20 protein-coding genes are annotated in these 18427 nt (G+C 44.6%); 11 read left to right on the forward strand and 9 right to left on the reverse strand.

What is annotated here, in order from left to right:
- The first annotated feature begins 2 nt into the window (after nucleotides 1–2).
- From ICN30_RS10460 to ICN30_RS10480, 5 genes are all read left to right on the forward strand, one after another.
- The gene (locus tag ICN30_RS10460) at nucleotides 3–233 is read left to right on the forward strand and encodes a hypothetical protein (protein WP_216275493.1); all 231 of its coding nucleotides are present in this window, start codon (nucleotides 3–5) and stop codon (nucleotides 231–233) included.
- 2 nt (nucleotides 234–235) lie between these two features.
- The gene (locus ICN30_RS10465; RefSeq protein WP_216275495.1) at nucleotides 236–2320 is read left to right on the forward strand and encodes an LPD7 domain-containing protein; all 2085 of its coding nucleotides are present in this window, start codon (nucleotides 236–238) and stop codon (nucleotides 2318–2320) included.
- 27 nt (nucleotides 2321–2347) lie between these two features.
- Nucleotides 2348–2587, forward strand: a complete 240-nt coding sequence (locus ICN30_RS10470; RefSeq protein WP_216275497.1) for a hypothetical protein — start codon at nucleotides 2348–2350, stop codon at nucleotides 2585–2587.
- Nucleotides 2588–2708: 121 nt separating this feature from the next.
- A complete protein-coding gene (locus ICN30_RS10475; RefSeq protein WP_216275499.1) occupies nucleotides 2709–3161 on the forward strand; it encodes a hypothetical protein in 453 nt (150 codons plus the stop codon).
- 14 nt (nucleotides 3162–3175) lie between these two features.
- On the forward strand, nucleotides 3176–4261 hold the full coding sequence (locus ICN30_RS10480) for a relaxase/mobilization nuclease domain-containing protein (RefSeq protein WP_216275502.1): 1086 nt from the start codon (nucleotides 3176–3178) through the stop codon (nucleotides 4259–4261).
- 29 nt (nucleotides 4262–4290) lie between these two features.
- On the opposite strand, the gene ICN30_RS10485 is transcribed toward ICN30_RS10480, so the two are convergent.
- The 4 genes from ICN30_RS10485 to ICN30_RS10500 form a co-directional block, all read right to left on the reverse strand.
- The gene (locus ICN30_RS10485; RefSeq protein WP_255533217.1) at nucleotides 4291–5772 is read right to left on the reverse strand and encodes an ATP-binding protein; all 1482 of its coding nucleotides are present in this window, start codon (nucleotides 5770–5772) and stop codon (nucleotides 4291–4293) included.
- A gap of 230 nt (nucleotides 5773–6002) precedes the next feature.
- On the reverse strand, nucleotides 6003–7280 hold the full coding sequence (locus ICN30_RS10490) for an SIR2 family protein (RefSeq protein WP_216275505.1): 1278 nt from the start codon (nucleotides 7278–7280) through the stop codon (nucleotides 6003–6005).
- A gap of 509 nt (nucleotides 7281–7789) precedes the next feature.
- On the reverse strand, nucleotides 7790–8746 hold the full coding sequence (locus tag ICN30_RS10495; RefSeq protein ID WP_216275507.1) for a hypothetical protein: 957 nt from the start codon (nucleotides 8744–8746) through the stop codon (nucleotides 7790–7792).
- A 2-nt stretch (nucleotides 8747–8748) separates the two neighbouring features.
- Nucleotides 8749–10074 carry an amidoligase family protein gene (locus ICN30_RS10500; RefSeq protein ID WP_216275509.1) on the reverse strand — a complete coding sequence of 442 codons (1326 nt, stop codon included), beginning with the start codon at nucleotides 10072–10074 and terminating at the stop codon, nucleotides 8749–8751.
- A 761-nt stretch (nucleotides 10075–10835) separates the two neighbouring features.
- On the opposite strand from ICN30_RS10500, the gene ICN30_RS10505 reads away from it, so the two are divergent.
- The gene (locus ICN30_RS10505; protein ID WP_216275511.1) at nucleotides 10836–11816 is read left to right on the forward strand and encodes a tyrosine recombinase; all 981 of its coding nucleotides are present in this window, start codon (nucleotides 10836–10838) and stop codon (nucleotides 11814–11816) included.
- A gap of 9 nt (nucleotides 11817–11825) precedes the next feature.
- Here the strand turns inward: ICN30_RS10505 and ICN30_RS10510 are convergent, their stop codons facing one another.
- Complete coding sequence (locus ICN30_RS10510) at nucleotides 11826–12152, reverse strand: XRE family transcriptional regulator (RefSeq protein WP_216275513.1); 327 nt, start codon at nucleotides 12150–12152, stop codon at nucleotides 11826–11828.
- A 290-nt stretch (nucleotides 12153–12442) separates the two neighbouring features.
- On the opposite strand from ICN30_RS10510, the gene ICN30_RS10515 reads away from it, so the two are divergent.
- Complete coding sequence (locus ICN30_RS10515) at nucleotides 12443–12982, forward strand: ion channel (RefSeq protein ID WP_216275515.1); 540 nt, start codon at nucleotides 12443–12445, stop codon at nucleotides 12980–12982.
- 26 nt (nucleotides 12983–13008) lie between these two features.
- Here the strand turns inward: ICN30_RS10515 and ICN30_RS10520 are convergent, their stop codons facing one another.
- From ICN30_RS10520 to hyi, 4 genes are read right to left on the reverse strand one after another with little or no spacing between them, the layout of a single operon-like run.
- Complete coding sequence (locus tag ICN30_RS10520; protein ID WP_216863430.1) at nucleotides 13009–14013, reverse strand: DUF3108 domain-containing protein; 1005 nt, start codon at nucleotides 14011–14013, stop codon at nucleotides 13009–13011.
- A gap of 4 nt (nucleotides 14014–14017) precedes the next feature.
- Nucleotides 14018–14605 carry a YqiA/YcfP family alpha/beta fold hydrolase gene (locus ICN30_RS10525; protein WP_216275517.1) on the reverse strand — a complete coding sequence of 196 codons (588 nt, stop codon included), beginning with the start codon at nucleotides 14603–14605 and terminating at the stop codon, nucleotides 14018–14020.
- Nucleotides 14606–14614: 9 nt separating this feature from the next.
- Nucleotides 14615–15511, reverse strand: a complete 897-nt coding sequence (locus ICN30_RS10530) for a 2-hydroxy-3-oxopropionate reductase (protein WP_216275519.1) — start codon at nucleotides 15509–15511, stop codon at nucleotides 14615–14617.
- 18 nt (nucleotides 15512–15529) lie between these two features.
- Nucleotides 15530–16312 carry a hydroxypyruvate isomerase gene (gene hyi / locus ICN30_RS10535; protein WP_216275521.1) on the reverse strand — a complete coding sequence of 261 codons (783 nt, stop codon included), beginning with the start codon at nucleotides 16310–16312 and terminating at the stop codon, nucleotides 15530–15532.
- Nucleotides 16313–16465: 153 nt separating this feature from the next.
- Between hyi and ICN30_RS10540 the strand changes: the two genes are divergently transcribed.
- The 4 genes from ICN30_RS10540 to ICN30_RS11790 form a co-directional block, all read left to right on the forward strand.
- Nucleotides 16466–17065 (forward strand): hypothetical protein, encoded by a 600-nt coding sequence (locus ICN30_RS10540; protein WP_216275523.1) that lies wholly within the window; start codon nucleotides 16466–16468, stop codon nucleotides 17063–17065.
- 37 nt (nucleotides 17066–17102) lie between these two features.
- The gene (locus ICN30_RS10545) at nucleotides 17103–17927 is read left to right on the forward strand and encodes a M48 family metallopeptidase (RefSeq protein WP_255533218.1); all 825 of its coding nucleotides are present in this window, start codon (nucleotides 17103–17105) and stop codon (nucleotides 17925–17927) included.
- Between the two features lie 220 nt (nucleotides 17928–18147).
- Nucleotides 18148–18339, forward strand: coding sequence for a hypothetical protein (locus ICN30_RS10550; protein ID WP_216275526.1), 192 nt, complete (start codon nucleotides 18148–18150; stop codon nucleotides 18337–18339).
- Between the two features lie 25 nt (nucleotides 18340–18364).
- On the forward strand, nucleotides 18365–18427 hold a 63-nt coding region (locus ICN30_RS11790; protein WP_223146557.1), incomplete at its 3' end, for a transposase.

Here is an 18427-nt window from a genome sequence, read left to right on the forward strand (position 1 = left end):
ACATGAACACGCAACTTAATCACGACTTAGATTTGTTTTCGCCGTCAGGGTTAATAAATGAGCCTGAGCTCAAAACCTATATCCATGATCTTGTAGATGATGTTTTTGATCGCCAGCTGTACTTAGATTCTCAACAACGCATGCCAACAGCTTTTGATAATCCCAAAGATAGTCAAGCTAAAGCTAACCCCAACGCCAATCCTTTCCCCCCTTCTTTTCTGGATACCAAATAACTATGGCCACATTACAAAATGCTAGCCCTGAGGGTTTAGTAATTGAAAATTCTCTCCTGCACGCAAACCCGCTTTTTCCCGACTTTTTCTCACAAGCATTGCGTAAGGATATTGGAGGTTTGCTCGATCAACTTTCCAAAGACGCTGCGCAAGCTACAGACCTAACTGCACTGGCATTAGGAGCGAAAGCTAGAAGTATGTTAGCAGCACCAATATCAAGCGATAACACGGCCTCACTATTGCTCTATATGCGTGAGGCAAATCGCGCGTTATTAAGCTTAAATCCAGGCTGGCAGGATTCAAAAAAACACCTTCGTGCGCAAGAGCTTATAGCCAAGGGTTATGAGTATGCGGAAGGTCCGGTTAATAAAACTGCAGGTCAATCTAACGTTGACGGCTCCATGGCGTCTAAATCTCAGAATGACAACACCAAGCCAGTTAACTTGAGCCCTCTCAATCCCGAGGATGTGCCGGAGATTGTTAAAGAGCGCTACTTGCGTAACCCTGCAAATCCAGGGCTATTCTTTTTCCGAGACCGCAAAAATGATCTTGCATTTAGCGATACCGGCATCAAACTAACAACGAAGCACGATGACCCTGTTGTTGCTGATTCTATGGTTGCCATGGCAATTGGTAGAGGGTGGGGAAGTATTAGGGTTAGCGGTAGCGATGAGTTCAAAAAGGAGGTTTGGTTACAAGCGCAGCTTGCTGGCCTGCTAACAATTGGCTACATCCCGAGCGATGCGGATTACGCCAGACTCGATGCTGCAAAGAAATATCAAGCTGAAAAGGCGCGAAAGGATGTCGAGAAAATAGCTAAAGCTGATTCTAAAAATGAAAGGAATGGAAGAAGTACTAAGACTGCTAACCAATCTGACAACCCGTCAAATCGTGATACTAGCGAACAGTCCCTCTCTCCTGCAGGGGAGAGGCTCGTAGCGCATGGAGCTGCTCCATATGAATTTGATAAACGTGACGGGGCAAAGAAAAGTTACTTTATTAAAACCGAGGGCCAAGATGGAAAAGAGCGAATCTACTGGGGTGTCGGGCTACAGGACGCCCTAATTCATTCTGGAGTAAAGATTAATGACCAACTCTCGCTAAAGAGGCTGGGAAAAGAGCAGGTTGTAACTGATAAACCCATCTGGGATGAGTCGGGAAAGCTGCTTGGCCATGAGCCGATTACCACCGAGAGAAACGCTTGGGAAATTAAATTGGCTAATCTTGGCCAGCCAACACATTCTGTCGATAGTGGTGCGGGGCAGGTTGATTCAATCGCAACCGAGTCCCCAAGTATTGGGCCAACGCAGTCGCCACAATCTTTGCCAGCAAATTCGAACACTCTATGGGCTCATAAGGCCAAAGCTTTTTTAAATGGAGATCCTAAACAAGTATTGGGGGCTTTCCCTGAGCTGGGTAAAACTCTCCTGGCATTTAAAGCGGCTCAATCTTATTTTGAAAAGACGGTTCCAAATGAGGAAAAGCGCAGCGAAATATTGACAGAAATCAAACAAGGGCTATACGCCCGCATCCTGTCTGGAAATATTCCGCAGGTTCAAATTATTGATGAGCGAAAAATCGGTGTTTTAGTTGACCATGGAAAAACGGGGGACAACTCTTACTTTATCTCTTACAAAGATCTATTCGGTAAAGTGCAGACGCTAAAGGACCCAGGGCTTGAAGGTGCCATTAAAAAAACTCCGCTGGCGATCGGCCAACCCATTGAGCTGAGTAAAAACGCAATCTCAAAATCAATTCCCGTATCAAACCAAAAGGCTGATTTGTTAGATATTGCGCAAGGTACTGGTAGTGCTTGGGAGATAAAGGGCGGAGATGTTGCTATCTACAGTCAAGCCATTAGCTTTGGAGCGGTGGCAAAAGCAAAGGGTGCAAACAGTAAGACCGTAGATCTGATTGTGAGAGCGGCTTTAATCAAAGGACATAAGTTGGCTAAAAATGGTGTTGCTATTCCAATGCCAACCGTCTTTGATCCTAATGCACCAGCCAAACCCATGGTGCAGACTCTAAACCCTGAAAAGACCCAGAAAAAACCAAAGATCGACCGCAGTCAGTCGATTGGCCGCTAATTTATTTTTTTATAGAAAGTTTTAGTTATGAAAAAGGTTTCAACTTCAACCAATGGAGATACGGCAAAGACCGATGGGGAATCGATAGGCAAAGCGGTAATTCCCTTGCAAATTTTTCTTCCCGCGAATATCGCTAAGCCTTTACTTCATAATGCCTCCAAAAGTAATCTTTCCCCAGAGAACTATGTTTTATTTGTTTTGGATTTCCATCTAGGGAAAGGTTCACTGCTTGATCATTATATGAATGCTCCCGTTTCGTATGAGTAAGAAAATGCCTGCAGGGCAAAGCTCTGGGCACATGACTATACGGGCGGGGTCATTGAAAGCCACCTGGCTTGCCCACTGTAGAGCCCGAAAGACTTCCTCTGCAAATCTACTGCGAAAGTTAATGAGTGCCGAACTCTCTGCTAATGGCGAAGGCCATTTCAACGAAAATGACAGTGATTTTGTAATTAATGATTCCAAGGAAATAAGGCGCTTAGAATTACAGGTACCGCTTGATATATGTGATGCACTTAATGAACTTACTGCAAAGGAAGGTTTCCCCACTCTCAATCGTTATGCTGTAGCTCTTTTAGCTGTCAAAGCTACTGGATCACCCCAATTAAATCTTGAAGAATTCAAGGCATTGGTTAGCTCTAACCGTCAGATGATGGCCATTGGTCGAAACCTCAACCAACTCGTGATCGATGTCAAAACCGCCAATGCTGCAAATTCTGATTTATCAGTCATCGGTAATTTCCGGTTTGGTGTATTGGAGCAATTGCGCGAACAAATTAGTCGACATACTACCCTTGTGAGACAAGTACTGGCTGCAAATATTACCCGCTGGAATGCTTAGGATTCCGGTATTAAATGTCCTACTCAAAAATCTACATAGACGGCCGCCTACTTGGCTATGGCGATAAGCTCTTTGAGGAGCCGATCAAACGTGTTGCGCCAAAGAATCCAAGGTTATTTAATATCCTTGATCCAATTTCCAATAAAGATAAAGGCTCTGGCTGGAGTAAAAGTAGCGTAGCTAACAAGGGAGGGCTCTTACGCGATCAAATTGATCGGACAGTTAAAAGAGATCCTGAAGTCATGCTCAAGGTTACCTCCAAAAAAGAGGCCGGCAAGGGCATGAAGCAAATAGGCAATCATCTGGACTACATTAGCCGTAACGGTAAAGTAGAGCTTGAGACAGACCAGGGCGAAATAATCAGCACCAAGCCTGGTATTAAATCCCTCCAGGAAGAGTGGAAGCAAGGCATAACCGGAAAACCCATTCCAGAGAAAAGCGAACATCGTCTCGCCATTAATTTCATGCTATCCATGCCAAAGGGAACACCACCGGATGCAGTTTTAACTGCAGGTAGGGCGTTTCTAGCGGAGACCTTTGGTGGCAAGCATGCTTATGCATTCGCACTCCATACGGACACGGATAAGCCGCATATACATGCATGTGTCCAGGTTGCACCATTGGGAAAGGGGAAGCGATTGAATCCTCGTAAAGCTGACCTATCGCGCTGGCGAGAGCAGTTTGCACAGCAACTGCGTCATATCGGCATAGCGGCTAACGCTACACCAAGGCGAACAAGAGGGGTATCTGAGCCCTCAATTTCGCAGGCGGTCTTCCAATTAAGAAAACGTTTATCCGAATTACAACCAGGCGATTCTATACAGACCTACATTGAACGCAATATTTCCGCTGAGTTCAAGAAAAAATTGATTAGCAGCACAATTAACCCGACAAGTAATAAGGGGCCTAGTTTCACTCAGGAAATCATTGCCTGGTCAGGCATAGCGAAATTGCTAGCTGGCTCTCCCTCGATTGAAGATCGAGCTTTAAGTCGTGCAGTTAGTCAGTTTTCTGTAGAAAGCTACAAAAATCCCACCATACCAAGAGATGACCCTATGAAGAATAACAACACCATCAGGCCGAGTAATATTCGTAAATAGACGCATCAAAAGATTCAATATACATAATTTTATGGCTGATCTGGTTTTCTATTGGGTTTCCAATGATTTGTGTATTGTGGACCTTCGGATATTGGTGTGGCGAATGGCGCAAGAATCTTAACTGGCAAGGGCATTGGAGAATCAATGCCAACAACTATTGCCTCTCCTTTACCTAGTGTTGGTAAAAATGCAGCGGCTGATGCATCCATATTCCCAGATGCCTTTTCGACCACCTGCCTGTCCTTTTCGTTGATTAGCCGATGGACAATGAACATACCCATCTGGCTGAGCACGTCTTCTGGAATGTCTCTCGGCCTTTGGGTGGCCAATAATGTGGTTAGCCCATATTTTCGCCCCTCTTTGGCAATGAGTCCAAATGACTCTAGGGAAACTCTACTGTACTCATCTCCCAAAGACTTATCTAAAAATTGATGGGCTTCATCAAGTATAACGACGGTCGGATTGGTTCTAAAAGTACCTGTACGCGCCAATCTCAGTAGATACCGACCAATTGCGTTTGTCACTAATTCACGGGTGTTGTGTTCAAACGGCAAGTCTGCCATCGAAATTCTGAGAACTGATTCCTTCGATTCCAGAAAATCATTTATTACTTGTGGCAATGCAGTCAAGCCATCCGGCTTAAATATGCATGCCATGAATGGAGATTTGAGGGTGGTTTCGATGCGCGCAATAAGACTGATGCAATAGGTAAGTTCATTGCTAGCATCCCCCCACTTGGTGTGATCTTTTCCAAAGTTTGCCGATGGATAAACGCACTCTTCCTGAATCTGTCGAGCCAATAACTGTATGTTGTAAAGTACGCCATCCGCGTCAAGGGATGCGGCATTCGCAGTCAGCGCGTCCTCAACTGGTTTTTTGGATTGGTTAATTTTGGCGAGGTACCCATTCGGTGCTAGGCTATTGCAAAGATACGCAAGTTTGAGGCTTCGCAGTGCCTCACGAAGCTTCGGCGCTTGCGACGCTCCAGTGGGATTGAAAAGCACGAAAATATCTGACTCATTCAATTGATTGAATGGGTAGCCTACGAACTCCCGCTTGTCCTCCGCATTTTCTGGTTGTCCTCCTAGATGAACGTGCCTGACGCCATCATTCAATGATTTGAATTCACCAGTCGCATCAAACAGAATAGCCTTTCCATTCAATCGAACTATCTCTTCGACAAGGCGCGCAACAGTCCAACTTTTGCCGCCGCCTGTTGTTCCCAAAACTGCACAGTGGCGTCCAAAAAGTGCTTCGGGAGTCAGCGACACCATTGTGTTCAATGAGTGGGGCAAGAAAGCTAGCCGGATGCTTCGGTCGGCTTCGTGTCCTTGCTCTACAGCATGTTTTATAAGCAAAGGGTGAGCCGAAAACACGTGCTGCGCAATGCGAGGGTGCGCAGGTATTCCGCGAATCGCTTTTCCAGATGCCAGTTCGAGGGATGTGAGTAATTGAATCAGTCCTATCGGGTTGGCATCGTTGTCTTTGTGAGCAGTGGGTTCAACGGACAATCTGTCTCGTTCAGGAAGTTTCACTTCCGTGATTCGTCCGACAATCGCGTGTTCTTCACCCTCTATCAGGACGAATTCGCCCACTTGCCCCGCAGGCATGCCATAACCGGCGTGATGACCTGACGCAGGAGAAGCCGCGTGAGGAAGATTCACCCTGACAGTGTTCGGGTCTACTTGGCAAACCGTGCCAATGTACCGAGCTGGGTCAAAGGGTGCAATTGGCAGACCGCTCACGGTGAATCTCCCTCGATGACACGCATCCGCAGCATGTGCTTCTCAAGATCGGTTTCGGCAGCCATATCAGGTATTTCTCTGGCTACATCCTCAAATGTCCCATTGAGAAATGTCAACCTAGCATCGCCTTGATCCATCAGGCTCATGATTTTGCAAAGGTACGCATTTGTCCTGGCTGTGCCTAGATTGCCAGTTTGTTCATCATCTTCATTCAAGTCATTTTTATCACCACCGTCCGCTACGTGTTTGTGAGCATCTACACTTTTGACCAAGGCAGGATCAACAATTACAACCTTGAGCCCAAGGTTTGAACGTATTGCAGACAGGATGGGTTCAGCGATATGATTATCATTGAATCCAAAGCCAACAATCAATAAACCCGTATTCGGCTCTCTCAATGCGGACTGCAAGGCAGCGATCATTTCAAGATACGGCTGTGAAAAGGCTTGTTCATACTTGCTGCTTCGCGGATAAATAAGAAGGGGTTTGTCGGTGTCGTGCTTCTTTTCAATATCACCCGCACAGCGTTCCCAATCTATTGACCCGTGCAGCTTGTAAAGGTGAAAAACATTGGGTATGAATGCCGATGCATCACCTTCCGAACCTCGCCGAACTATGTCGTACGTGAAATAGACAGGATCAAACGTTGGCGGGAGTGTGGGTGAAAAACCATCAATCACAACAAAGCGCCCAGCTTTTGCTGCGTGTTCAAAACAGAGGTCGTAATTGGTAGTGAAAATCTTTGCTCGACTTTTCCCTGAGGAGCGACGAGCAATCCGTTGAAGGAATGCGCCATGTACAGGCAACGAGTCCGCACTTTTTAAGAAGTTGACGGCTGTACGAATTTCTGTTTCCGCCAGTTGGATAAAAGCCTGAAGCCGCTCTAGCTCTCCACCACGCAGAAAGTTTTCGGCGATTTTGCAAGCTGACAGTAATTCCTCGATGTTTTCGTTACCTGTGGTGTGACGAACGCTTTCAAGAAGCACTTTCCACTGGCTTTCATCGCCTGATTCATAGGCTGCCTTCACTCGCCCCCAGAGGTCGGGCATTGTTGGAGCCTTTCTTTTTGGAGGAACGGAATCATCTATCAGGCAAAGTGAGGTTCCAAGACCTGAGAGCACAATCAAATTTTGGCACCGCACAATTTCAGCCAGTGAGCGGTGAATCTGCTCCTTCGCCTCGTCTCGGTCCGACTTCTTTTCACCTGATGCCGTTGAACTAATCGATGATGGCATCAGCCATGATTTATTTGTGTATGCAGACCTGATTTTCATTTAACCCCTTTTTATACCTACAACAATAAACCCATTACTTTCGCCTGGCCCAGCAAACACTTAATCATTTCTACAGACTACCGTGCAGAGCTTATTCTCGGATTGAGCATTCTTTACTTCCCTGTAGTTTACTAATGTATTTCTTATGTAACACTCATACCGGCGATAAGCCTATCCTGCACTAGATTCATAGTTGTTCATGCACTAGATTCATAGTTGTTCATGAGCAACTTTTTCAGTCATTCCACCACCGAATTTGCTAGATGGGTCGAAGGTTTGGATTTTGGCTGAACTTGCAGATTGCGCCTCCCATCAAATGCCCATTGAAACCCATAAACCGCTTTTTGCGCCCTGATATTCGATTCCCATAGCCCATCCCATATTTTGATTCCCTTATTGGATTTTGATTGATCTGAGCTGGCTTCAGAGTTGCTACGTAGCAACTTTTTAATCGTTCACCACCCCAGATCGGAATGGTGAACTTTCAAAAATGAGGTTTACGCCAAAACCTAGTAATCCTCCCCCACAAGTACCTTGATATAGCGAGTAGCTTTCACAGGATTTTCCATAACCGCTATAAATTCACGCTCCAGCATATTGCCCTCTCTTAGGCACTCCAATATCTCAAAGAAAGCATCCATACCCATGCGATAGATAAATTCATAGGCAAGCGCAAAATCAATGTCGCTGGCTTGCTTGAACCCAAAATATGAGAGATCAGCAAGTTCGCTCTCAATATGCAGATAAATTTCCTCATCTTCTAGCTCTAGCATTTCTTCTTCGATTAAGGATTGATTACCCCATGAACTAAGTCCGTAGCGAGATTTGGCTATTGGCAATACAGTCACTTCCTGCCCCCAGTTTGCCTTCTTCGAATTTTTCGATACTTGATATGGTGCTGACCATGCGTAAGTATTGGATAACCACAAACCACCCCATTGCACCCCTACATTTTGGTTAATAACTTGGTATCTGCCCGTGTTATCCATCAGCACAAACTTATTACCTGACCCAATATGCTCAGCCACTATTTCAGCGAATGGCTCTGTGAAGGCAAAATCAGGATTCTTAGCCAACATCGGTACAAGATAATTTTTGATGTAGTGCCATGTATCGGACTTGGCTTCATCTGAAGCATTACCAGTAGATAAAATTCCGTTGTGCATGAGCCATAAATCAATGCCATGTTCTTGTTGATTTAATACTTCGTAGGGATGGCAATTATCAAGATTAATATCGCCATGGGTTTTCATGCGAAGGTGAAAGGCGCAAAACTTACCTGTGATTTCTTTGTTATAGAAGCTCTCAAAATCCTTGGCAGTTTTAGGCAATATTTTCTTGACTATCAGCTTGCCACCTTCGGCATACATCACGCCGACACCATCTTGATTGTGTGAGTAAAAATCTGCTAACCATTCTTTACTTAGCTTGGGCGCATCTTGATGTTGAATAACGAGTAAGCACATGATTACGCTACCTCCTTTAAGCTATCAGGGCTGATTAAGCTAAATGCGCCCAGAGTTAAGCCATCGGCTCGCACAATCCCTTTTTGATCTAAATACTCTCTTAGGTATTTGGTATCTTTTAGGTTCTCTGCTTGGCATAGGTATTCCAAGAATTGCTCGGTGGTTAGCTTTGCTTTAGATGATTTTTTGCAGAAAAAATAGGTGGCGTAAGCAAATTGCAAGCAAGCCATAATCGTTTCAAAACGTAATGTGCCTTTGAATAAGCGAAATTCAATCGTGGCTGGATTCTGAAAGTTCACCGCCTCATAGCGATCTTGATTCAGGTTTGATAGTTGATGCTCTTTATTATTTTTAAAGTGCTTAACGGCAAACTTCTTCCACTCTTGGTTATTCTTCTTGTCCTTAAAGGCGCACCATCTACTTTCATCCCGTCTAGCAATAGCTTTGATTAACAGGCGATTGGCAGGGTCGTTAATGAACTCGATAATTTTTGTGCCATGTAAGACGCTCATATCCGCTTTGGAGATATGAACATGAAGCCCACAAGTTTTAGTGTCGTGGCTTCGTGCGCCTACAAATCGCTCTTTAAAGAAGGAAAGTTGCTTTTCGTGGACATCTAGTCCAGTCCAACCTGTAACCATTTCAAAACCATGATTTAGTGAGCCATCATTCTCACAAAGGGCATAGAGGTATTTTTGCTCGTTACTGGTTTTGTGTAGAGAAAGGTTATCGAGTAAATACTCGGCACGTTCTTCTCTATCACCTTCACGAATTTCAATTTCCAATTCCATGCCAAGATAAACGGCTGGCTTTCTACTATCAAAACTGGATGGGATTTTGTTTAATCTTCTTTTGCTAGAGTGATAACCGCCAATCGCCCCATCACTAGAATCATCATCGTAGTCATCGCTATATTCATCTGATACATAACGATCTTCACGGTCTGACCAGTAATAGTGCTCATCTAGACAATGCTGGCAATACGAACCATCGCCATCCACTGACGAGCAATCTTCGTCATAGACTAACTTTCGGCAATGGTCGCACCAGCATACATTTGCATCAAAGGCATTTTCAAACAAACGATAGGCTTCTGAAATATGGATTGCACTTTCATTGATTAGCTCCATTGCCTCATCAGAGGCACTATTGCGAATTGCCTTAGCTATTGCCTTGCCTAGTTCAAAATTCTTAATCTTGTTGCTAATAAAGTTTGTAAGCCAGCCACCATTGCGGTGATAAAGCGCATTGCCCGTTATGTTTGATTTAATGCAAAACCGAACATACTCATTGGTTGCACCATTACTTCTAAGTTCAATTAAATTCATTTGCTTGTCCTTTTTAAATAATTAAAAGAACCGCAAAAATCACCTTTACCCCCTAAAACTTTTTTCCTTGCTTTTCATCTTTCAAGGGTTTGGGTGTTCCTCACGGTTGGACGAGCTGCAGGGCGATGGGGGCTACGGGTCAAGAGAACCGTGGAATAAATGTCAGGGACACACACCAAGAAATTTCTTGTGTGTCCCTGGCGTTTTATGCCGCGAAAGTCTCTTGAAGAGCAGGGCGTTTGTGCTAAGCATGAGCACAAAGAGCCCTAAACGACCCGTAGAACACAGAGAACCAAGATCGGTACAACTGTGAGGTTGATAGTTATTGTCAGGCGCAGCAATGAACGCGTTCATTGCAAGCTTGGCAAATCAATATCGTGTGCTCGAACGAGCACACACTTAAAGATGTTCGGAAGATTGCTTTAATCATACTTTTGCTAGCTAAGCGCAGCAAAAGTCATATTTGATTATTGTTTGAATTCGTATTGCCATTCGAAAATCCAAGTTAAATGGGTAAATTTATAGATCTGCTCGTTTGAGCAGGAACTGCCGTTCCATTTTTTTCTTGATCCCATACGAGACCGGTGGTCCTACCCAGCGGCACTGCTAACTTCCATCCTAATGACGATTAAATACTTAAAGTGATGAAGGTGATCGGTAACTCTTGCCTCTCCCATAAATAAGGGGTTTTGATTCCAATATTTAACGAGCTCTAGAGTCTAAAATCTTTCGCTGAAAAATAGTTTTAGTAAAGATGGCTAATGCGGAGTGAGCAATTAATAGAGCAATTCTTAAATTCTGGCTGGCTTAATAATTATTGGTCCAGCAACACCATCAAAACCTACCGGAAGGAGCTCCTAACCTTTAGCAAGTGGCTTAAAGCATATGAAGGGAAGGGCCTCTTAGGCGCAACATCTGAAGATATTTTAGGCTTTCTAGAAATCACGGCCACCAATCGAGTGCGCACACATAATTTACGCATCTCAATTTTGCGACGCCTCTATCGATACCTAGATCGTGAGTGCAAACTAGAATTAAACCCTTGCTTAGGACTCAGACCCATTAAGTCCCAGCAATCCCTTCCAAATATTCTTTCGGAGCTAGAGGTAACCAGGCTCATTGAATCGCCGGACACAACGACACCAATTGGCCTAAGGGATAGGGCCATGCTCGAGCTACTCTATGCAACTGGGATGCGGGTAAGTGAGCTGGTTATGCTGGAAATTACAAGCCTATATCTGCCTGATCAGTACATTATCGTTCGCGCCAATACGAGTAAATCCAAGTCGGATCGCATTGTTCCTTTTGGGGCAATTGCAGCGCACTGGCTATCTCGGTACCTAGAGGAAATACGATCAAGACTCTACAGAGTGAGGGTTGCAGCTGGCTCCAGAGCAAATTTCGTATTCCTTGGCAAGGGCAAAGGAGGGCGATTTCATACTCGAACTTGCCGCCTAATCGTAAAGCGGCATGCGCTACGTGCCGGCATCACCAGAAGGGTCTGCCCACACACCCTTAGGCATTCGTTTGCCACCCATCTACTTAATGGCGGCGCAAATCTAATTGTGATCCAAAAGCTACTTGGCCATGCGAGCATCCAAACCACGCAAATCTACACCCATACGTCAATTGCAAGGCTAAAACGAGTTCACAAACAGCATCACCCCAGAGGTGGCAGTTTCCGCAATATAGCTCTTGAGAAAGGCCGGCACCATCAACCCGATCCAAGCATCAGCAAATAGATAGGGTAATTACGCCAAATTGAGCCTGGAAGTACCGGGGTGCTGTGGGTGCTTGCTTCTTGGCCTACGCACAATGAGATCCACATCCACGCCCAGAAGATTGATGCATTCAAGCATTTTGCCGATACTAAGGGTGCTTATCTGCAGGGTTGGGTCTTTTGCATAACCCAGAAGCACGGAAAGCTTCGATGGACTTATTTGCATCAATACTGCTGCCTCCACCTGTTTTAATTCACGCCATTCGATCATTGAGGCTATCGCACCAGCCAAACTTATCCTGAGCTCATCATTTTTGCCTGAATTTCCCCCGGCGACATTGCTTTCGACTGTACTCATTTGTTTTTTCCAAGTTTCCTAATTAGGTAATTTTGCACCATTTTCCAAAGATCATCTATTGATATTTCTCAGAAAATTGGCTGAAATCGGCTTTAATATTTATTGCTGTAATGGAGCATTAAGCCCTTGCAATTAGTGCAATCCTTTGTTAATCTGTCGTTAACTTAATTCTTACGGAGGATGGTTCTAGTTTTTTCTTGACTTTTTTAAATCAATTCAAGATGCGTATAATCATTATTATGTCAAATAAGAAATACAACTAAGAAAGCATCATCAAATAAGCACTACGTATGAACTTCATTGATCATTTCATCAAACTTCCAGGCTTTAGTAGCCTACCTAGTTTCAGCACCCTGTTCTCTGAGATTAATACGGACATGGGCAATAGCGAGATTTGGTTTGTACTGATTCTGGCATGCTTGATGCTGACATTTCACGGTGTTGCGGTACTGATGATTGCCGGGGCTTTTCATTGGTTGGATCGTAAGCTTGAAAATAAACGTGTGTACGGGGCAAATTTCCTGTCGTATTTCATCGCCATATTGTTGATTATTGCCAGTCACTTCATGGAAATCGTTGCCTGGTCTTACGTTTGTGTTGCCTTACAGGTCTTCCCAACCAATCCGCAGACTTTCTACTTTGCAGGCGAAATGTATACAACGGTTGGATACGGTGACTACACGCTTTCAGAGCGCTGGAGAATCCTACCCATCATCATCTCGTTCTCTGGCATCTTTGCCGTATCAATGTCAGGTGCGGCCTTGTATTCCATGATGGGCGCCTTATTGAACCGTTCAAACCAGAATCCTAAGTCCGGGTCTGGATTCTAAAACGCTTGATTGGAAGGTTTTCCGGCCTAATTAACCAGCTTTGCTTTATCAATAGGCGCCTTTTGCTTAAAGACTAGCTCTAAAACGCGTCCATTGGACTCCAGGGAGCGCATTCTGCCAGGCAGCCAATCAAGGTCCTTGGCAAGCCAAATATCAACCTGACGCTTGTATGGATCGTTTTCTCGCTGCATGAGAGCGTAATGGCGATTAACTGACTTTCCTAGGCTTGGAATAGCCTCGGACTCCTCTTCGCCATAGCTCTTAAACTGCCACATCTCTAGGGTGTTGTAGTCGACCACAGGAAGCGCCCGAATGCTCCCAGCATCATCAATTTTGTCACTGCCATTCAATAGGGAGGCAAATTGGAACATCAGGCTAAATCGATCTTGGGTGCCTGGCAATAAATCGGGAGTGAACTCTGGCTTCTCGGAGAAGTACATCTTCCCTGCTCCATTCTGATCTCGATCGAATCTAGAGTAACGCGGGGGTTTTGTTCCGCGTTGTGTCCAGTAAATAGAGGGCGCTATTCCATATGCATCGACAGAGCCGCGGGATTCAAAAACAAATGGTCCAACAACTGCGTAAGGTATGTTGATATACAAACGGTAATTATTACCCTCAGTAATCCAGTCCAATTGCGCAGTTTGATAGAGCTGTCCATCAACATAGGCATCGAAATAATAGGTTCCAGAATCTGGAAGACGAAACGCCTGACCAGATTGATTACCTAATGCACCCTGCTCTCCTTTGTCTGCATCTGAAATCGGATCTGCAGATACAGCATTGGTTTTCTTGGGTGTAGCTTTTTTCTTTGGCGCGTTACTAAGTTGTATCTTTTTCGGAGGCTCAACACGAAGTTCTGTTTTGATAATCAGGTCTTCAGCAATCGGAGGCGAACTACCGAAAGAAATGAAAGGAAGTCCAAAAAATAAAATTAGGTGCCCAAAGACTGAGAGAAAAATGGCTGCAATCAGAATCCACAGAGATCTTCTGCGTATGGATTTAAATAGATTGCCAAATGAATCAATCAAGAAATTAATGCTCGATAAATTCAATCACTGCCGGTAGATGATCGGCGTAGTCGGCAATACCATGATCGCCGCCTTCAAGAATCAATTGCTTGGCGCCAGGATAAAAAGTAGACATCTCTTTCCAATCTAGGAGCTCATCACCCTTTGCGGCGATTAGAAAATATCGCTCTGGATTGGAAATCTGGTCTACCTGCAATGCACGAAGTTCATCAATATACTCAGCCTTGAAATCAAATGGCTCATCACTATCGTAAGCAGTCATCATGCCAACATGGGGTTCCAGTTCTCTAGCAGCATAAACAGCAGGATTTAAAGCAATACCCTTGCATTGATATTTCTCAGCCAGATAGTTTGTATAGAAACCGCCCAATGAAGATCCGATGATGACTATGCGATCCGCTTTGGATTGGTCGATATGCTTAACCACCATATCGATACTTTCCTTTGGAGATGCCAGTAATTGAGGGCAATACCACTCATAGATATTGTCAGGCGTTGAAAGCGCCCTCACCCCCTCACCAGTCATCACCGCCTTAGTTGAATTCGGCGACGAGCGAAATCCATGAAGATAAACCAACAGTGTTGTTCTCATAATCTTCTCTTAAGCCTTCTGACCAATTTCAAAGTTCGCCATTTTTTCTAAGGCCTTGACCATCGCTGAATGATCCCAAGCTTTGCCACCATGGGCACTACAGGAATTCAATAATTCTTGAGCGGTTGCAGTGTTAGGTAAGGAGACGCCTAAGGCTTTAGCACTATTGAGCGCAAGATTTAAATCCTTTTGATGCAGCTCAATCCTGAAGCCAGGATCGAATGTGCGTTTTATCATTCGCTCACCATGGACTTCCAAAATCTTCGAGCTAGCAAATCCACCCATTAATGCTTCGCGAACTTTGGCGGGATCGGCTCCAGCTTTAGAGGCAAATACCAATGCTTCAGCAACTGCTTCGATATTTAAAGCTACGATAATTTGATTGGCAACCTTCGTAATTTGGCCTGCACCATTTGCGCCAACCAGGGTAATGTTTTTGCCCATTAATTCAAAAACGGGTTTTACCTTTGCAAAAGTCGCATCGCTGCCACCAACCATGATGGTGAGCGTTGCACCTTTGGCACCAAGTTGACCGCCAGAAACAGGTGCATCCAGATACTCGCATCCAAGGGCATTAATCTTTTGAGCAAACTCCTTTGTTGCGATGGGTGAGATTGAGCTCATATCTACAACAATCTTGCCCTTACTTAATCCAGAAGCAATGCCGTTGTCACCAAATAAAACTTTTTCAACATCGGGAGTATCTGGCGCCATCGTGATGATGATGTCTGCCTTGCTGGCGACTTCTGCAGGGCTAGAGCATGGAATAGCAGAACTATTGGATAGCTCTTCCGGGATCTTGCTGCGAGTATTAATAAATACTTCGTGGCCAGCAGCAACCAAATGACCAGCCATAGGCGAACCCATGATTCCGAGACCAACAAATCCTAGCTTTAACTTACTCATAATGTCTTCCTATTATTTTTATTCTTGTTCGTATTGACTCATCCACCCAAGACCTGCCTCGGTAGATTTAAGCGGTTTATATTCGCAGCCGATATAGCCTTCGTAACCAAGGCTATCTAATAACCCAAAAAGGTATCCGTAGTTAATTTCCCCAGTGCCCGGCTCGTTTCGGCCTGGGTTATCGGCCAGCTGAATATGGGCTATTCGGTTGAGGTGCTTTTGGATGGTATTGCTTAACTCACCCTCCATACGCTGCGCATGATAAATGTCGTATTGCAGGAACGCATTATCAGCACCTACAGCATCCAAAATAGCAATCCCCTGCTCCGTCCTAGAGAGATAAAAGCCAGGAATATCGAACGTGTTGATTGGCTCAATCAATAGCTTTAAGCCAACTTTCTTCAGTTCACTGGCCGCGTATTGAAGATTGGATACAAAAGTATCGTGAAGCACTTTTGGATCAGATCCTGCCGGAGCCTTCCCAGCAAGACAATTTAATTGGGGTACCTCAAGAATGGTTGCGTACTCAATGGCTTTGGCGACCCCAGACCGGAACTCGGCAACGCGATCAGGCAAACAGGCAATGCCTCGCTCGCCTGCACCCCAATCGCCAGCAGGTAGGTTGTGGAGCGCTAGCTTAAGGGCATTATTGTCTAAAGCGGATTTAATCTCTTGAACATCAAATTCATAGGGGAAGAGAAATTCGACAGCTTTAAACCCGCCAGTTTTGGCAAGTGCAAAGCGTTCCAAAAATGGAACTTCATTAAAAAGCATCGTGAGGTTAGCTGCAAAACGGGGCATCTCATTCCTTTTTGATCAAGGCGCTGCAAAAGAGCTGATGTTATCAAAGAAGGCTATAAATTTCCTTGAGCGCCAAAGGATGGCGGTTTAGGTCAAATTGGGTATAAAAATACGCTAATATCTCTATAGAAGCACTTAATACTAAGGAAAGTTATGAAAATTAAATTCGCCCCAATTACCCTCGTAGCCGCAGCTCTACTTTCAGGCCCAGCACTTGTGATGGCTCAAACACCTACCGCAGCAAATGCCGTAGTTGTAGATGCGGCTGTAACTGACAATATCTTCCAGTTGTATGAAGGAACAGTTACAAAGATTGATAAGAAAACTCGTACGATTTTCTTCAAGAACAATGAGGGTGAATCTAAATTCGTTGCTGGCCCAGAGATCAAGAATTTTGATCAAATCAAAAAAGGTGATCGCCTAAGCGTTACTTATGAATTGGCTGTAGCAATTGAGTTAATTAAGACTAAGAGCGATGGCATTCTTAGCAAGGTTGAAACTTCTTCTGAAGTAGCTTCCAAGCCTGGTGAAAAGCCAACTCGCACAATTACTAACACCACAACGATCATTGCTGACATTGTCGCAGTTGATCGCGCTAAGAAATTGGTTTCCGTTAAGGGTCCAAGCGGAAAAGTTACTGTGGTGACAGTTAAGAACCCACAATTGTTAGCTGATGTAAGTGTTGGTGAGCAGGTTAAAGTAATTTACTTCGATGCGATGGCCGCATCTATTACTTCACCTAAAAAGAAATAAAACATTAAGTAATTCGTTGTAAATGCAGGGGTCTCACTTGAGCATTCGCATCTTTTGGATCCTTGCAGTTTCCGCCCTGCTGTCGGCTTGCGCTAATACCACTAGGCCTGGGGCTGTCGGAGTAAATAGATCGCAATTCATGATGTCTTCTTCTGAAGATGTGAATCGCCTCTCCGCTGCAAGCTATAACGAGCAAAATCAAAAAGCAAAAGAAAAAAATATTCTGGTCACTTCAGGACCAACTTATGATCGATTGAAGTTCATTGCGAATCGACTCATTCCGCAGACTGAGGCATTCCGAGATGACACTAGGCAATGGGATTGGCGCTTAACCCTCATTGATGAACCAATATTAAATGCAAGCTGCGCACCAGGCGGAAAGATAATCTTCTATACCGGAATCATTGAGCAACTCAATCTCAATGATGATGAAATTGCTGCCATCATGGGCCATGAAATCGCTCATGCCTTAAGAGAGCACGGTAGAGAGCGCGTCTCTCAAGCTGCAGCCCAAAATATCTTAGTCAATATCGCTATGGCAGTAGCTGGGCCATATGGATCGGCAGTAAGCGCCGCCAACCAGGTAGCTCAATACGCAATTGTTCTGCCAAACTCTAGAGAAAATGAATCTGAAGCCGATGCAATCGGTTTAGAGCTCGCAGCAAGGGCTGGATATAACCCCATGGGCGCAATTAGTGTTTGGCAAAAGATGTTAAAGGCAACTAAAGACAAGAGCACCCCAGAGTTTTTATCCACCCACCCTTCTGGTGAAACTCGAATTGAGCAATTGACTGCGCTGATGCCTTCGGTTGAGCCTCTTTATAAAGCTGCGCCTAAACCATCACCCACTAAGAAGTTATAAAAGGGTTTCTTGAAATGAAAAAAGCCCCTTATGCAGGGGCTTTTTAAACTTACTTGGCGGAGCGGACGGGACATTATGATCACTATATATTTTCAGACTGCAACCCTATAAGCCATATAGAATAAGGCTCTATAAAAATCTTAGGTGCAAGTTTTAGGTGCAAGTTTAGGTGCAAGTAGTGTAGTATGGGGTCTTCAGCTACCCCTTTGGACACCCCCTAATGAATGTAGAAAAACGAGCAGACGGATGGTACGCAGCTCTTACTGTTCCTTCTGATGTAAGGGAAGAAATTGGGCGATCCAAGCTACTCAAAAAGCTCTCTACTATCAGCGAGAGCAAAGGTCGTGCAGCTCAAGAAGCCTCACCGATCATTATGAATCGCTACCACTTCTATAGACACTTTCTAGCCTAATATTTAGTCTATTAGGAGGTGTGTCATGAGTACAAGAAGACGGTTTACTGAAGAGTTCAAGTTAGAGGCAGTCAAACAGGTAGTTGAA

This window comes from Polynucleobacter sp. 31A-FELB, from assembly GCF_018882405.1.
Taxonomy (GTDB): domain Bacteria; phylum Pseudomonadota; class Gammaproteobacteria; order Burkholderiales; family Burkholderiaceae; genus Polynucleobacter.

Excerpts from the sequence above, each read along its gene's own strand:
- ICN30_RS10460 (WP_216275493.1), top strand. The coding sequence starts at position 3 with ATGAACACGCAACTTAATCACGACTTAGATTTGTTTTCGCCGTCAGGG.
- ICN30_RS10465 (WP_216275495.1), top strand. The coding sequence starts at position 236 with ATGGCCACATTACAAAATGCTAGCCCTGAGGGTTTAGTAATTGAAAAT.
- ICN30_RS10470 (WP_216275497.1), top strand. The coding sequence starts at position 2,348 with ATGAAAAAGGTTTCAACTTCAACCAATGGAGATACGGCAAAGACCGAT.
- ICN30_RS10475 (WP_216275499.1), top strand. The coding sequence starts at position 2,709 with ATGAGTGCCGAACTCTCTGCTAATGGCGAAGGCCATTTCAACGAAAAT.
- ICN30_RS10480 (WP_216275502.1), top strand. The coding sequence starts at position 3,176 with ATGTCCTACTCAAAAATCTACATAGACGGCCGCCTACTTGGCTATGGC.
- ICN30_RS10490 (WP_216275505.1), bottom strand. The coding sequence starts at position 7,280 with ATGAAAATCAGGTCTGCATACACAAATAAATCATGGCTGATGCCATCA.
- ICN30_RS10495 (WP_216275507.1), bottom strand. The coding sequence starts at position 8,746 with ATGTGCTTACTCGTTATTCAACATCAAGATGCGCCCAAGCTAAGTAAA.
- ICN30_RS10500 (WP_216275509.1), bottom strand. The coding sequence starts at position 10,074 with ATGAATTTAATTGAACTTAGAAGTAATGGTGCAACCAATGAGTATGTT.
- ICN30_RS10505 (WP_216275511.1), top strand. The coding sequence starts at position 10,836 with ATGCGGAGTGAGCAATTAATAGAGCAATTCTTAAATTCTGGCTGGCTT.
- ICN30_RS10510 (WP_216275513.1), bottom strand. The coding sequence starts at position 12,152 with ATGAGTACAGTCGAAAGCAATGTCGCCGGGGGAAATTCAGGCAAAAAT.
- ICN30_RS10515 (WP_216275515.1), top strand. The coding sequence starts at position 12,443 with ATGAACTTCATTGATCATTTCATCAAACTTCCAGGCTTTAGTAGCCTA.
- ICN30_RS10525 (WP_216275517.1), bottom strand. The coding sequence starts at position 14,605 with ATGAGAACAACACTGTTGGTTTATCTTCATGGATTTCGCTCGTCGCCG.
- ICN30_RS10530 (WP_216275519.1), bottom strand. The coding sequence starts at position 15,511 with ATGAGTAAGTTAAAGCTAGGATTTGTTGGTCTCGGAATCATGGGTTCG.
- hyi (WP_216275521.1), bottom strand. The coding sequence starts at position 16,312 with ATGCCCCGTTTTGCAGCTAACCTCACGATGCTTTTTAATGAAGTTCCA.
- ICN30_RS10540 (WP_216275523.1), top strand. The coding sequence starts at position 16,466 with ATGAAAATTAAATTCGCCCCAATTACCCTCGTAGCCGCAGCTCTACTT.
- ICN30_RS10550 (WP_216275526.1), top strand. The coding sequence starts at position 18,148 with ATGAATGTAGAAAAACGAGCAGACGGATGGTACGCAGCTCTTACTGTT.